Raw genomic sequence first — 14,345 nt, forward strand, 5'->3', positions numbered from 1 at the left:
ACGAGAATCAATGTTTCAGGCAGAAGATGCATATACATGTGAAGAATGATGGCGAGGTTAGTATGCGATTCGGTCTGCCCGGGGCAGCAGATGCGTATATATACGAAGAATGATCGGAACAGCAGGAAATGCCTGCAGAACGGAGGAAGATATGAGTGATGTTGACAATGCAATAACGCGGCTGGCAGGATATGGATTATACACCGGCCTGATTGAAGAGGATGATATCATTTACACGGTAAATCAGATTCTGATGAACCTCGAAAGGGACAGCTATGAGGGCAGCCGGGAAGAGGTGATCGCCTATGCGTCTACTCTGAATGAGGAGCGGATTGCAGCGGGAACAGAGCTCGAGGAGACGCTGAAGGAGCTGACCGACGACGCGGTGTCGAGGGGAATTACCGGAGGGGACAGCATCGTCTATCGCGATCTATTTGATACCCGTCTGATGGGATGCCTGACGCCGAGACCTTCTGAAGTGATCCGCAGATTCCGGAAGCTGTATGAGGATTCACCGGTCAAGGCGACAGACTGGTGCTATGATTTTTCCAGAAATACGGATTACATTCGCAGATATCGTATCGCGAAGGATATGAAGTGGAAGGTTCCAACGGAGTACGGAGATCTGGATATTACGATCAACCTCTCCAAACCGGAAAAAGATCCGAAGGCGATTGCGGCGGCGAAAAATGCGAAGCAGTCAGGCTATCCGAAATGCCAGCTCTGCAGGGAGAACGAGGGATACGCCGGAAGACCGGATCATCCCGCCAGAGAAAATCACAGGGTCATTCCGGTAACCATACAGAATTCGGACTGGTGCTTCCAGTATTCCCCGTATGTGTATTATAATGAACACTGTATTGTATTTAACTCCCGGCACATTCCGATGAAGATTGAGCATGCGACCTTCTGCAAGCTCTTCGATTTTGTGAAGATGTTCCCGCACTACTTTGTCGGCTCGAATGCAGATCTTCCGATCGTAGGAGGATCCATTCTGAGTCATGATCATTTTCAGGGCGGCCATTATGAATTCGCGATGGCGAAGGCACCGGTAGAACGAAGCTTTTCCGTGGCCGGATTTGAGGATGTGAAGTCGGGAATTGTGAAATGGCCGATGTCCTGTATTCGGCTCTCCGGTCCGGACACCGAACGCATCATTGCGCTCGCGGACAGAATCCTGACCGCATGGAGAGGATATACGGATGAAAAAGTCTTTATCTACGCAGAGACAGACGGGACGCCTCACAACACGATCACGCCGATTGCGAGAAAACGGGGAGAGGATTACGAGCTGGATCTGGTCCTCCGGAACAACATCACCACAAAGGAGCACCCGCTCGGCGTCTTCCATCCGCATGCGGAGCTTCATCATATCAAGAAGGAAAATATCGGTCTGATCGAGGTTATGGGTCTCGCTGTGCTTCCCGCAAGATTGAAGAAGGAGATGGCAGATCTCAGGAAAGCAATACTTGAAGGAAGAAATATCCGCGCAGATGAGGAGCTGTCAAAGCATGCAGACTGGGCGGAACAGATCATGAAGCGTCACAGCACGGTCAATGAGACGAATATCGACGACATTCTGAAGGAAGAAATCGGAAAGGTGTTCATGCTTGTTCTGGAAGATGCCGGTGTATTCAAGCGAACAGCGGAAGGACAGGAGGCATTTGACCGGTTTATTCAGGCGCTGTAAGAGGCCGGGAAACAGACGATTCCAAGACGATCCGAGAAGCTGTTTCCGCATTCTCATCCAGGAGGGTTTTGGCTGGGGTGCGTCTCTTCGAGAATCCGGTAGAGGATAAGAGGCATCTGTAAAGGATAGAAGCATCTGTAAAAGTTAAGAGGTATCTGTCATGAGTGAAAAAATTGTATTTGAAAAGCCCGGCAATTTTCTGTATCCCGTGCCTGCTGTCATGATCAGTATAGCCGGCGAAGTGTCGGGAGAAACAGACCGGCATTATCGGGATAAATCAGATATAGCCTCTTACGATGCGGCTGGAATTCCGAATATTATAACCGTCGCCTGGGCCGGAACCGTGTGTTCCGACCCTCCGATGCTGTCGATATCCGTGCGGCGCAGCCGGTATTCCTGGCATCTTCTCAAGGAACACGGGGAGTTTGTCGTAAACCTGACCACAGACCGGCTGGTAAGGGCGGCTGATTTCTGCGGCGTCAGATCCGGGAGAGATTTGAATAAGTTCGAAGCCTGCAACCTTACTGCGGGCAGAGGAATCCGGGTACAGGCGCCGGTCATTGAGGAATCTCCGGTCAATATCGAGTGCCGGGTAAAACAGGTTCTGGAGCTTGGAACCCATGATATGTTCCTCGCTGAAGTTGTCTGTATCCAGGCAGACAGCCGGTATATGGATGAAAAAGGCAGTTTCCATCTGGAGAAAACCGGACTCACCGCCTACTCGCACGGGAAATACTACGAGCTTGGGAGAGAGCTGGGAAGCTTCGGGTACTCGGTCAGGAAGAAGACAGTCAGAAAGAGGACAAAGAAAATGCGGAAGGCAGATCAGCGGAAGGCAAATCAGCGGAACGTCAGTCAGTAAAGTAAAAAGTTAAAAGATAAAAATGGTAAAGATTCAGCACTCTAATCCCGGGTGCCTGCGTTTTTCGAGATGTGATGAATAGTTACAAAAAAATTTTAAAATACAGTTACAAAAAAATTTTAAAATACAGTTGACAATCGAAAGAAGGTCTGATAAGATAAACATCGTTGTGAGCGACAGAAAACGCACACGACATTGAATATCAGCAGATGCAGGAATGGCGGAATTGGCAGACGCGCAGGCTTCAGGTGCCTGTGGTAGCAATACTGTGCGGGTTCAAGTCCCGCTTCCTGCACTTTCTTTTTGCCCGAAAACAGGAAATGAAAGATGAGGCCGGTCATAAATTGATGCCAGTTACTTTGATCACAGAAGAATGAACAGAAGAGCCACAGGAGCACATATTCGTGTTCCCGTGGCTTTTCTTTTGCGGAAATCCCTGCGGTTCGTTTTTTTGAGATTGGAGGAATGTCATGTGTCCGGCACCATGTGTCCGGGACCATGCGTCCGGTACGACCGGTCAAGATGAATGTCAGACGTCCATGAATTTCTCAATTTCGCAATTTTAAGAGGAAAGATATGGAAACCTGTGCTATAATCGGGCAGAAGAACTATGCAGCGAGACAACAGGCGTTATGCCGGTGATCTCTCGTATCGCTGCGCTCGCCGCAAAAGGCCGCAGTGCGGCCATCGGCGGCAGGCTGTCCGCGTAAGGAAAAGGCTTATGCCCCGCAGGCGGAGCGTTACATACTGTAGAGGCTACGGATTGAACAAGGAGCACGCAAATGAAAGCTTATTTGATTCTAGAAGATGGGCATGTATTTACAGGGAAAAGTATAGGATCCAGAAAGACTGTCATAAGCGAGATCGTCTTCAATACATCTATGACCGGTTATGAAGAGGTTCTGACTGACCCGTCTTACTCGGGACAGGCTGTCTGCATGACATATCCGCTGATCGGAAATTACGGGATCTGCTACCGGGATCAGGAGTCTCTGAGACCCTATATGGATGGATTTATCGTTCATGAATTATCAAGGGTCCCCAGCAATTTCCGGGAAGAAGACACCATTCAGGCATTTCTGAAGCGCTACAATGTCCCCGGGATCGAAGGCATTGATACCCGTGCTCTGACGAAGATCCTTCGTGAGTCCGGCACGATGAATGGAATGATCACCACAGACCCCGATGTTGTTCCGGAGGAGGTTCTTCCACAGATCCGGGCATACAGAACCGGAAATGAGGTGGAAGAGGTTACCTGTACAGAAAAGGAGTTCTGGCCGGCGACGGATACCGTTGTTGGAGGAATTACCAGCCCTGCCTATAAGGACGCGGATCCAGAAGCTCCGGTAAGCGGAAAACGCACCGGACGCACCTATAAGGTTGCGCTGATGGATTTCGGTGTGAAGTACAATATCATCCGTTCTCTGAATCAGAGAGGCTGTGATGTCACGGTGTATCCTGCCTGGACTAAGGCGGAAGAGGTTCTGGCCGGTCATCCGGACGGAATTATGCTGACAAACGGTCCCGGAGATCCCAAGGACTGTCCGGATGAGATCCGTGAGGTCCGGAAGCTTTACGAGTCGGATGTGCCGATCTACGCGATCTGCATGGGCCATCAGCTGATGGCGCTTGCTGCCGGCTTCAACACAAAGAAGATGAAATACGGACACAGGGGAGGAAATCACCCCGTGAAGGATCTGGAAACCGGGCGGGTCTATATTACCTCGCAGAACCACGGCTATGTCGTCGATACGGACACGGTGGATCCGGAGATTGCGGAGCCGGCCTATGTGAATGTAAATGACAGAACGAATGAGGGCCTTCGCTACAAGGGCAAGAACATTTTCACGACGCAGTTCCATCCCGAGGCATGCCCCGGCCCGCAGGATTCCGCGTATCTGTTTGACAAGTTTATCAGAATGATGGGAGGTGACCAGTAATGTCCAGGGATATGAGTATAAAGAAGGTACTGGTAATTGGCTCCGGCCCTATCGTTATCGGACAGGCTGCGGAGTTTGACTATGCGGGTACACAGTGCTGCCGTTCTCTGAAGGAGGAGGGTGTCGAGGTTGTGCTTCTGAACTCCAACCCGGCTACCATCATGACGGACGGAGATATCGCGGACAAGGTGTACATTGAGCCGCTGACCGTTGAGGTAGTGGAACAGCTGATCCTGAAGGAAAAACCGGACAGTGTTCTTCCGACCATGGGAGGCCAGGCAGGACTGAACCTTGCCATGGAGCTGGAAGATCGTGGCTTTCTGAAGGAAAACCATGTCCGTCTGATCGGTACCACCTCTCTGACGATCAAGAAGGCGGAAGACCGTCAGATGTTTAAGGACACGATGGAAAAAATCGGCGAGCCGGTAGCGGCCTCAGAGGTCGTTCACAGCCTGGAGCATGGCATCCGGTTTGCGGAGAAAATCGGTTATCCTGTAGTGCTGCGTCCCGCGTATACGCTCGGAGGATCGGGCGGCGGAATTGCTCACGATGAGAATGAGCTGCGTGAGATTCTGGCTAACGGACTCCGGCTGTCCCGCGTGCACGAGGTGCTTGTTGAGCGCTACATCGGCGGATGGAAGGAGATCGAATATGAGGTGATGCGCGATTCCGCGGGAAACGTCATCACGGTCTGCAACATGGAGAACATTGATCCCGTCGGTGTTCACACCGGCGATTCCATTGTCGTTGCTCCTTCACAGACGCTCGGCGACAAGGAGTATCAGATGCTCCGTACCTCTGCGCTGAACATCATAACCGAGCTGGGAATCACCGGAGGCTGCAACGTGCAGTACGCCCTGAACCCGGACAGCTTCGAGTATTGTGTCATCGAGGTAAATCCACGTGTGAGCCGTTCCTCCGCGCTTGCTTCAAAGGCAACCGGCTATCCGATCGCGAAGGTCGCGGCGAAGATCGCCCTCGGCTATACCCTGGATGAAATTCCGAACGCCATCACGAAGAAAACTTTCGCAAGCTTCGAGCCGATGCTTGACTACTGCGTTGTCAAGATCCCGCGGCTTCCGTTTGACAAGTTCATCACGGCAAAGCGTACGCTGACGACACAGATGAAGGCAACCGGCGAGGTCATGAGTATCTGCACGAATTTCGAGGGAGCACTGATGAAGGCAATCCGTTCCCTGGAACAGCATGTGGATTCTCTCATGAGTTACGATTTCACCGGCCTTTCGGAGGATCAGCTGATCCACGATCTGTCGATCATCGATGATATGCGGATCTGGAGAATCGCGGAGGCAGTAAGGCGGGGCGTACCGTATGACCGCATTCACTCCATTACAAAGATTGATATCTGGTTTATTGACAAGATTGCCAGACTCGTAGAGATGGAGAACACTTTGAAGAGCGGCAGGCTGGACGTGGAGACCCTGCGTGAGGCAAAGCGGATGGAGTTCCCGGATTACCTGATCGCGAAGCTGAACGGATCTGTTTCCGAAGCAGAAGTTAAGGAGATGCGCAAAAAGGCGGGAATTACCGCCGCATACAAAATGGTTGATACCTGCGCCGCGGAATTTTCCGCGGAGACTCCTTACTTCTACTCCGTTTACGGCGGTGAGAATGAGGCGGTTTCCAGCGGAGACAGAAAGAAGGTTCTCGTACTCGGTTCCGGACCGATCCGAATCGGCCAGGGAATTGAGTTTGATTTCTGTTCTGTCCACGCCACCTGGGCGTTTGAAAAGGAAGGCTATGAAACCATCATCATCAACAACAACCCGGAGACCGTTTCCACTGACTTCGATATCGCGGACAAGCTCTATTTTGAGCCGCTTACACCTGAAGATGTGGAAAACGTTGTAAACGTCGAGCATCCGGACGGAGCGGTTGTGCAGTTCGGCGGTCAAACGGCCATCAAGCTCACAGAGGCGCTGATGAAGATGGGAGTCCCGATTCTCGGCACCTCCGCCTCTGATGTAGATGCTGCGGAAGACAGGGAGCGGTTCGATCAGATCCTTCGGCAGACCGGCATTCCGAGAGCTTCGGGCGGCACGGTATTTACTGCGGAAGAGGGAGTCAAGGTCGCCAACGAGCTCGGCTATCCTGTTCTTGTGCGTCCTTCCTATGTACTGGGAGGACAGGGCATGCAGATTGCGATCAGCGACGATGATATCCGTGAGTACATCGGTGTTATCAACCGCTATACGCAGGAGCATCCGATTCTGGTCGATAAATATCTGGCGGGAACAGAAATCGAGGTCGACGCGGTCTGCGACGGCGAGGATATCCTGATCCCGGGCATCATGCAGCATATCGAGCGGGCAGGCATTCACTCCGGAGACAGTATCTCTGTGTATCCGGCAAAAGATCTTTCGGCAGAGATCAAGAAGAAGATTGAAACCGACACCCGGAAGCTCGCGAATGCCCTTCACGTTCTCGGAATGATCAACATCCAGTTTATTGTTTACAAGAACGAGGTATATGTGATTGAGGTAAATCCGAGATCCTCCCGCACGGTTCCTTATATCAGCAAGGTCACAGGTATTCCGATCGTACCGCTCGCGGCGCAGGTGATTCTCGGCCACAAGATCCGGGAGCTCGGATATGAGCCTGGTCTTCAGCCGGAGGCGGATTATATGGCAATCAAGATGCCCGTCTTCTCCTTCGAAAAAATCCGGGACGCGGACATCAGCCTCGGACCGGAGATGAAATCCACAGGAGAATGTCTGGGCATCGCGAAGTCCTTCAACGAAGCTCTTTACAAGGCATTCATCGGTGCAGGCGTCCGTCTGCCGAAATACAAGAACATGATCGTCACCGTCCGCGACAGCGAGAAGGAAGAGATCACTCCGATCATCAAGAGATTTGAAAATCTCGGATATAAGATTTTCTCAACCCGGGGAACTGCGAAATACCTGACAGAACATGGAGTTCATGCAGTTCCGGTTAATAAAATCGAACAGCCGAGTCCGAACCTCATGGATCTGATTCTCGGACATAAGATTGATCTGGTCATCGATATACCGGAACAGGGCGCGGAGCACTCCAGAGACGGATTTGTCATCCGCAGAAATGCCATCGAAACCGGCGTAAATGTCATCACCGCAGTAGATACGGCAAGAGCGCTGGCGACATCTCTGGAGAATACGGATATCAAGACGCTCGATCTGATCGATATCGCAAAGATTCTGAAACGAGGAAACAGAAACAAATAAGAGTCAGAGGACAATCCGGTTTTTACTGAAGATGTAAAGACCGGATTCCTTTGTCTTATGGCAGTGTCCGCGTTTTCGACGAATTTATACAATAAGAGTAAGGAAAAGGAAAAAATGTTTATTACACTGTTAAAAACGATTATACTGGGTATCGTGGAGGGAATTACTGAGTGGCTCCCGATCAGCAGTACCGGTCACCTGATTATCTTCCAGAAGATTCTGAATCTCGGAATGAGCAAGTCCTTTGTCAGTATGTTCGATGTCGTCATTCAGCTTGGCGCGATCATGGCTGTCGTTGTAATCTATTTTAAAAAACTTTGGCCCTTCCACACATCGAAGAATGCTCCGTCGAAGACGCAGTTTTCCAGTCCGCAGACAGAAGGCGCTGCGGGAAGCTTTCAGAAATTTGCGGATCGGTACATCTACATGGACAGGATCGTGCTCTGGCTGAAGATCATTGTCTCGGTAATACCCGCGATCATCATCGGGTTTCCTCTGAATGACTGGATGGATGAGCATCTGTACAACCCGCAGGTGGTATCCGCGATGTTGATTATCTACGGTGTTCTGTTCATCCTCATCGAAAACCGCAACAAAAATAAGGAACCGAGAGTATCGAAAATCAGCCGGATTTCTTTCAAAGATGCCCTGTTTATCGGAATCTTTCAGTGCCTGGCTATGGTACCCGGAACATCGCGCTCCGGCGCCACAATCATTGGGGGCATTCTGATCGGACTGTCCAGAACGACTGCGGCGGAATACACCTTCTATCTGGCCATTCCGACGATGCTTGGCGCTTCCGTGCTGAAGCTCGCGAAGTTTGGACTCGCCTTTACGGCGATGGAAGCTGCGGTGCTCCTGCTCGGCTGTGTCGTTTCCTTTGTGGTATCGATTTTTGTCATCAAATTCCTGATGAATTACATCCGCAGACATGACTTTAAGGTGTTCGGCTGGTATCGGATTGTACTGGGCGCCATAGTGATTCTTCTCGGAATTGCAGGTGTCATCTGATGTTTGAAGGAATTTAAAAGGAGACACGGATAGCCATGCGCGTCTCTGGAAAAAATAACAGATACTCATAAGGAGTCCGGAAAAAGACAAAGCTATACATACGGATCGGGAAAATGTACCACAGACAGTAATACGGATTTAGGGGAAAAAAGAAGATCCTTATTCATCCGGATCCGGGGAAAAAGAGACAAAGTATAGAATGCAGAAAGATTTTGCGTACAGGAGAAAGCAATGTTCCGAAAATATCTCATTACTTTTATCATCTCAATGGTTCCGATCGTTGAACTCAGAGGAGCAATCCCCGTCGCCGCAAAGATGGGCGTTCCGCTCCTTCATGCGTATATCATCGCGGTGATTGGAAATATGGTTCCGGTTCCTTTCATTTATTTCTTTGCAAGGAAGATTTTGGAATGGGGCGCGGATAAGAAATACATCGGTAAATTTTTCACCTTTTGCCTGGAGAAAGGGAAAAAAGGCGGTGAAAAGCTGAAGGAAAAAGCAGGAAAGGGTCTGTTCGCCGCGCTTTTTATCTTCGTTGGCATTCCGCTACCGGGAACCGGCGCGTGGACCGGCACACTGGCTGCGAGCCTTCTGGACATGGGATTCAAGGAGAGCGTTGTGGCCGTAATGCTCGGTGTTCTGCTTGCCGGAATCATCATGGGGCTGGCGTCGGCAGGTGTTCTCGGAGCGGCAGGGCTTATCGCGGGATGATATGAGACGGGCGTAACTCTTGCGGAGTGGCCGTACGTACGCGGAGCGGCAGGATTTATTGCGGGATGATATGAGTCAGGCAGGACAAGGTTATCTCTGACGTGCCAGATGTGAAGAAATGGGAACGATATGTAATTGTCTGTCGTTCTTCCGGATTGGCATCATTCCTGCAGCGGATAAATGGGAACAGTGAAACAACCAGGGTGAAATTGCGTCACAAATTGGATATGCTTCGGATTGCCTGTGCTGTGCACTTTCGCAATCCCGGATTTTTGAGGGAATACAGATGAAATGTCCATATTGTAATCAGGATAACACAAGAGTCATTGATTCCAGACCAGTGGAGGAGGATAATTCCATCCGGCGCAGAAGGGTCTGCGATCATTGCGGCAAGCGGTTTACCACCTATGAAAAAATTGAAAACATTCCGGTCATGGTGATCAAGAAGGACATGACGCGGGAACGTTACGACCGGAACAAGCTGTACAACGGCATCATGCTCGCCTGCAGAAAACGGATGGTCTCTGTCAAGCAGATGAATGACATTGTAGATCAGGTAGAAAATGAGATTTACAGCCGTGAGGACAAGGAAATCTCAAGCCACGAGATCGGAACCATGGTCATGGAAAGACTGAAGAATCTGGATCCTGTGGCATATGTAAGGTTTGCGTCCGTATATCGTGAATTCAAGGATGTGAACACCTTTATGGAAGAACTCAAGAAACTGCTGAAGTAACGCGGGAACAGTTCTGGACCTGTTTCTCTGCGATCGAAAACGAAAGGCCCGAAGACATGGCATTTGTACAAAATACATATCAGCAGCTCTCGTTTGTCGATTCCCTGAATCATCTGAGTGAACGGGAGAAGAAGCTGCTGGATCGTTCCTGGGCAAAACCGTTCGGGGATGATATTTTTCCAAAAATCGATGAACGAAAATTTGCGGATTTCTACAGTGACAGGAGCCCGAGACCGAATACCCCGGTCAATATCGTGCTGGGAGGCATGCTGCTGGAGGAACTGCTGGACATGACCGATGATGAGATGATTGAGACGCTGAATTTTGATATAAGATTTCAGTACGCCCTGCACACGACGGTTTATGACAGCCAGCCGTTCAGCACCAATACATTCCGGCGGTTCCGGGCCAGAAATGAGGCAAACACGGAAAAAACAGGTGAGGATCTTCTCGGCACATATATGAAGGAGCTGATCTCACTTGTGGTGAACAGTCCGGACCCGAGGCTTAATCCACTTCTGAGACGGATCCGGGAAAAGAAGCGGGCAGCAGGCGGAGCACCACAACGTGTATAAGGTGCGCGTTGCAAGAATTGAGTGTAAATGTTACAATATATTCTGATTGAAATTGAAAATGACGGGAATTAGCGCCACAATATATAGAATGACATGAGATATATAAAGACAGTTGCTCCGTTGCTTCACAACCCGTGCAGCTGCTACATGTGACCGGCTTTGCCGGTCTGTCGCGGCGTTTGCCCCACCGTTTCATACTATGTATGAGCGGATGTGGCTGACTGCCCGTACATATTCATCTGGGGAGGTACAGTTATGAGACAGTTCAATAAATCATCAAAGCTGGATAATGTGTTATATGATGTCCGCGGCCCGGTTGTTGCAGAGGCGGCCCGCATGGAGGAGGACGGAAAGAAGATCCTGAAGCTGAATATCGGCAACCCGGCGACCTTCGGCTTTACAGCTCCGGATGAGGTGATCCACGATATGATGAGCAACCTCGCAGACTGTGAGGGATATTCTGACTCAAGAGGCCTTTTTTCCGCGAGAAAAGCGATCATGCAGTACTGTCAGCTGAAGAAAATTCCGAACGTTGAAATCAAGAACATTTACACCGGCAACGGTGTCAGCGAACTGATCAATCTGGCTCTTCAGGCACTTCTGGAGGATGGAGATGAGATTCTGATTCCGGCTCCGGATTATCCGCTGTGGACAGCCTGCGCGACGCTTGCGGGAGGCAAGGTTGTCCATTACATCTGTGACGAGCAGTCAGAATGGTATCCGGACATTGAGGATATCGAGAAAAAAGTTACCGACAAGACCAAGGCGATTGTCATCATCAATCCGAATAACCCGACGGGAGCCGTTTATCCGAAGGAGGTCCTGGAGGAGATTGTCAGAGTCGCGCGTGAGCATCAGCTCATCATTTTCTGTGATGAAATCTATGACCGACTCGTCATGGACGGCATCGGCCACACTTCCATCGCTTCACTGGCGCCGGATCTTTTTTGTGTGACCTTCTCCGGCCTTTCGAAATCCCATATGATCGCGGGTTTCCGCGTCGGCTGGATGGTTTTCTCGGGGAATCTTGAGATGGGAAAAGATTATCTGGAAGGCATTAATATGCTGTCCAATATGCGGCTCTGTTCTAATGTCCCGGCGCAGTCGATCGTCCAGACCGCTCTTGGAGGATATCAGAGCGTCGAGGAATATCTGGTTCCCGGAGGACGAATTTACGAACAGAGAGAGTGTGTGTACAATCTGCTGAAGGATATTCCCGGTATCAGCGTTGTAAAGCCAAAGGCTGCGTTCTACATCTTTCCGAAGATTGACACGGAGAAATTCAACATCACCGATGACATGAAGTTTGCCTATGATTTCCTCTATCAGAAGCAGGTGCTGATCGTTCAGGGAACCGGATTCAACTGGATCGCGCCGGATCACTTCCGGATTGTATATCTGCCGCACAGAAGGACGCTGCGGTCTGCGTGTGCGAAGCTTGAGGAATTCCTTCAGTATTATCATCAGTAACAAATCCGGACAGCAGTGTAGTTCTGCGGGGACCGGAATGGCAGAGAGCGGGTAAACGGTTTGCGGGAAAGTTTTCCATGAATCAATGACAACAGAGAACAGGAGTAAAAAGGATGAGTTTTCAGACGAAGGTCACGCCGGAGATTGTGGAACTTGCAGAGGAATGCAAGGAGAATACAGGAATCGCAAAAGGACTCTACGCAGAGTATGATGTTAAGAAAGGACTGCGTGATGTGAACGGTCAGGGTGTCCGCGCAGGTCTGACCAATATTTCAAATATTGTATCCTTTAAAAATATTGACGGTAACCGGGTTCCCTGTCCCGGAGAATTATATTACCGGGGAATCAACATCCATGATCTTACGGAGGGCTTCCTCCGTGAAAACCGCTTCGGGTTCGAGGAGGCGGCGTATCTACTGCTTTTCGGAAGACTTCCGAAAAAAGAGGAGCTGGATGATTTCTGCGTTCTCCTTGCCAATCAGCGCTCACTTCCGAAGAATTTTGTCCGGGATGTCATCATGAAGGCGCCTGCAAAGGACATGATGAACACACTCTCGAGAAGTGTCCTGACGCTTTATTATTACGACAAGAACGCAGACGATATTTCACTCCCGAACGTTCTGCGTCAGTGCCTGAATCTGATTGCTGTCTTCCCAATGCTTTCGGTATATGGCTATCATGCATATAATCACTATATCAAGGGGAAAAGCTTCTATATTCACAATCCGTCGCCGAAGCTGTCGACGGCGGAGAATATCCTTCTGATGCTTCGTCCGGACACAAAATATTCTGAGCTGGAGGCAAAGGTTCTGGATCTTGCCCTGGTTCTTCATATGGAGCATGGCGGCGGAAATAATTCTACCTTTACGACTCATGTAGTAACTTCTTCTGGTACAGACACGTATTCGACCATCGCGGCGGCTCTGGGGTCATTGAAGGGACCAAAGCACGGAGGCGCCAATATCAAGGTCGTGAAGATGTTTGCGGATCTGAAGAAGAATGTCAGAGATGTGACTGATGAGGATCAGATCAGGGAATACCTGAAGAAACTCCTTCATAAGGAAGCGTTTGACAAAAAGGGTCTGATTTACGGAATGGGACATGCGGTGTATTCGATCTCCGATCCCCGTGCACAGATCCTGAAATCCTTCGTAGAGAAGCTTGCGGATCAGAAGGGCAGACACAAGGATTATATCATGTACTCAATGGTAGAGAAGCTTGCTCCGGAGGTCATCGCGGAGGAACGCCATATCTACAAGGGCGTCAGCGCAAATGTCGATTTCTATAGTGGTTTCGTCTACAGCATGCTGGACCTGCCGCTTGAGCTGTATACACCGATTTTCGCCTGCGCGAGAATTGTCGGATGGAGTGCGCACCGCCTGGAGGAGCTGATCAATGTAGATAAGATCATCCGTCCGGCTTATATGAACATCTGTCCGAACGGCGAATACATTCCTCTCGATGAGAGAAAATAAGAAAATGCAGGGAAAGAGAGAAGGGTACGCACGCAGAATGAAAAACCATGGATTTTTGAAGAAATTTTATCCGGATGAATGGCTGGATTCCGCGTATCATATCAATTTTGCCTCCTGGTATGAAAAAGGATACCGGGGAGTGACCTTCGATATTGACAATACCCTTGTCCCGCACGGCGCGCCTGCTGACAGAAGGGCAATCGATCTGTTTCGCAGGCTTCATGAGATGGGATTCCGGACCTGCCTGATCTCAAACAACCGCAAATCAAGAGTTGCTCCCTTTGCGGCTGACGTGGAGTCGGATTATCTCTGCATGGCGAACAAGCCTTCCGTGAAGGGATACTGCAGGGCCTGCGAAATCATTCAGGTTCCGACCGACAAGACGATCTTCATCGGAGACCAGCTCTTTACAGATGTCTGGGGAGCCAGACGAGCGGGGATGTACTGCATTCTTGTCAATCCGATCGATCCGAAGGAGGAGATCCAGATCGTGCTGAAGCGGTTTTTGGAAAAGCCTGTTCTGAAGGCGTATGCGCGTGACAGGGGAACAGACGGCATCCAAAAAAAATGTTGAAAATCAGGTAAAAATTATATATAATAAATCACGGTCTATTGCAAAAAATGACACGCAGGTAAATAAGGAGGTAACAT

11 protein-coding genes and 1 tRNA gene are annotated in these 14,345 nt (G+C 50.0%); all 12 read left to right on the forward strand.

Annotated elements, in window-relative coordinates; translation table 11 throughout:
• Positions 1-151: 151 nt before the first annotated feature.
• The 12 genes from galT to ACTNDI_RS04420 all read left to right on the forward strand — a co-directional run bounded on the left by galT (position 152) and on the right by ACTNDI_RS04420 (position 14,268).
• Positions 152-1,690: a UDP-glucose--hexose-1-phosphate uridylyltransferase gene (galT, locus tag ACTNDI_RS04365; RefSeq protein WP_441099537.1), complete on the forward strand. Its 1,539-nt coding sequence runs from the start codon at positions 152-154 to the stop codon at positions 1,688-1,690.
• A gap of 160 nt (positions 1,691-1,850) precedes the next feature.
• Positions 1,851-2,552, forward strand: a complete 702-nt coding sequence (locus ACTNDI_RS04370) for a flavin reductase family protein (protein WP_441099538.1) — start codon at positions 1,851-1,853, stop codon at positions 2,550-2,552.
• Between the two features lie 211 nt (positions 2,553-2,763).
• A tRNA-Leu gene (locus ACTNDI_RS04375) sits at positions 2,764-2,847 on the forward strand.
• A 487-nt stretch (positions 2,848-3,334) separates the two neighbouring features.
• Positions 3,335-4,492: a carbamoyl phosphate synthase small subunit gene (locus tag ACTNDI_RS04380; RefSeq protein WP_441099539.1), complete on the forward strand. Its 1,158-nt coding sequence runs from the start codon at positions 3,335-3,337 to the stop codon at positions 4,490-4,492.
• The gene (carB, locus tag ACTNDI_RS04385; protein ID WP_441099540.1) at positions 4,492-7,716 is read left to right on the forward strand and encodes a carbamoyl-phosphate synthase large subunit; all 3,225 of its coding nucleotides are present in this window, start codon (positions 4,492-4,494) and stop codon (positions 7,714-7,716) included. The genes ACTNDI_RS04380 and carB overlap by 1 nt, the downstream gene beginning before the upstream one ends.
• A gap of 114 nt (positions 7,717-7,830) precedes the next feature.
• Positions 7,831-8,727 carry an undecaprenyl-diphosphate phosphatase gene (locus ACTNDI_RS04390; RefSeq protein ID WP_441099541.1) on the forward strand — a complete coding sequence of 299 codons (897 nt, stop codon included), beginning with the start codon at positions 7,831-7,833 and terminating at the stop codon, positions 8,725-8,727.
• Between the two features lie 231 nt (positions 8,728-8,958).
• Entirely contained in the window at positions 8,959-9,438 is a 480-nt protein-coding gene (locus ACTNDI_RS04395; protein ID WP_441099542.1) for a COG2426 family protein, read from the forward strand.
• A 286-nt stretch (positions 9,439-9,724) separates the two neighbouring features.
• Positions 9,725-10,174 (forward strand): transcriptional regulator NrdR, encoded by a 450-nt coding sequence (gene nrdR, locus ACTNDI_RS04400; protein ID WP_441099543.1) that lies wholly within the window; start codon positions 9,725-9,727, stop codon positions 10,172-10,174.
• Positions 10,175-10,230: 56 nt separating this feature from the next.
• Positions 10,231-10,749 (forward strand): transposase, encoded by a 519-nt coding sequence (locus tag ACTNDI_RS04405; RefSeq protein WP_441099544.1) that lies wholly within the window; start codon positions 10,231-10,233, stop codon positions 10,747-10,749.
• A 255-nt stretch (positions 10,750-11,004) separates the two neighbouring features.
• Positions 11,005-12,219, forward strand: a complete 1,215-nt coding sequence (locus tag ACTNDI_RS04410; protein WP_441099545.1) for an aminotransferase class I/II-fold pyridoxal phosphate-dependent enzyme — start codon at positions 11,005-11,007, stop codon at positions 12,217-12,219.
• 113 nt (positions 12,220-12,332) lie between these two features.
• The gene (locus ACTNDI_RS04415) at positions 12,333-13,694 is read left to right on the forward strand and encodes a citrate/2-methylcitrate synthase (protein WP_441099546.1); all 1,362 of its coding nucleotides are present in this window, start codon (positions 12,333-12,335) and stop codon (positions 13,692-13,694) included.
• Positions 13,695-13,698: 4 nt separating this feature from the next.
• A complete protein-coding gene (locus ACTNDI_RS04420; RefSeq protein ID WP_441099547.1) occupies positions 13,699-14,268 on the forward strand; it encodes a YqeG family HAD IIIA-type phosphatase in 570 nt (189 codons plus the stop codon).
• Positions 14,269-14,345: the final 77 nt, after the last annotated feature.

The sequence above is a fragment of the Bilifractor sp. HCP3S3_D3 genome, from assembly GCF_052063915.1.
Classification (GTDB): Bacteria; Bacillota; Clostridia; order Lachnospirales; family Lachnospiraceae; genus Bilifractor.

Bases quoted from the DNA above. Each gene is read 5' to 3' on its own strand.
- ACTNDI_RS04420 (WP_441099547.1), top strand. From the start codon at position 13,699: ATGCAGGGAAAGAGAGAAGGGTACGCACGCAGAATGAAAAACCATGGA.
- carB (WP_441099540.1), top strand. From the start codon at position 4,492: ATGTCCAGGGATATGAGTATAAAGAAGGTACTGGTAATTGGCTCCGGC.
- ACTNDI_RS04395 (WP_441099542.1), top strand. From the start codon at position 8,959: ATGTTCCGAAAATATCTCATTACTTTTATCATCTCAATGGTTCCGATC.
- ACTNDI_RS04390 (WP_441099541.1), top strand. From the start codon at position 7,831: ATGTTTATTACACTGTTAAAAACGATTATACTGGGTATCGTGGAGGGA.
- ACTNDI_RS04370 (WP_441099538.1), top strand. From the start codon at position 1,851: ATGAGTGAAAAAATTGTATTTGAAAAGCCCGGCAATTTTCTGTATCCC.
- ACTNDI_RS04410 (WP_441099545.1), top strand. From the start codon at position 11,005: ATGAGACAGTTCAATAAATCATCAAAGCTGGATAATGTGTTATATGAT.
- ACTNDI_RS04415 (WP_441099546.1), top strand. From the start codon at position 12,333: ATGAGTTTTCAGACGAAGGTCACGCCGGAGATTGTGGAACTTGCAGAG.
- ACTNDI_RS04380 (WP_441099539.1), top strand. From the start codon at position 3,335: ATGAAAGCTTATTTGATTCTAGAAGATGGGCATGTATTTACAGGGAAA.
- galT (WP_441099537.1), top strand. From the start codon at position 152: ATGAGTGATGTTGACAATGCAATAACGCGGCTGGCAGGATATGGATTA.
- ACTNDI_RS04405 (WP_441099544.1), top strand. From the start codon at position 10,231: ATGGCATTTGTACAAAATACATATCAGCAGCTCTCGTTTGTCGATTCC.
- nrdR (WP_441099543.1), top strand. From the start codon at position 9,725: ATGAAATGTCCATATTGTAATCAGGATAACACAAGAGTCATTGATTCC.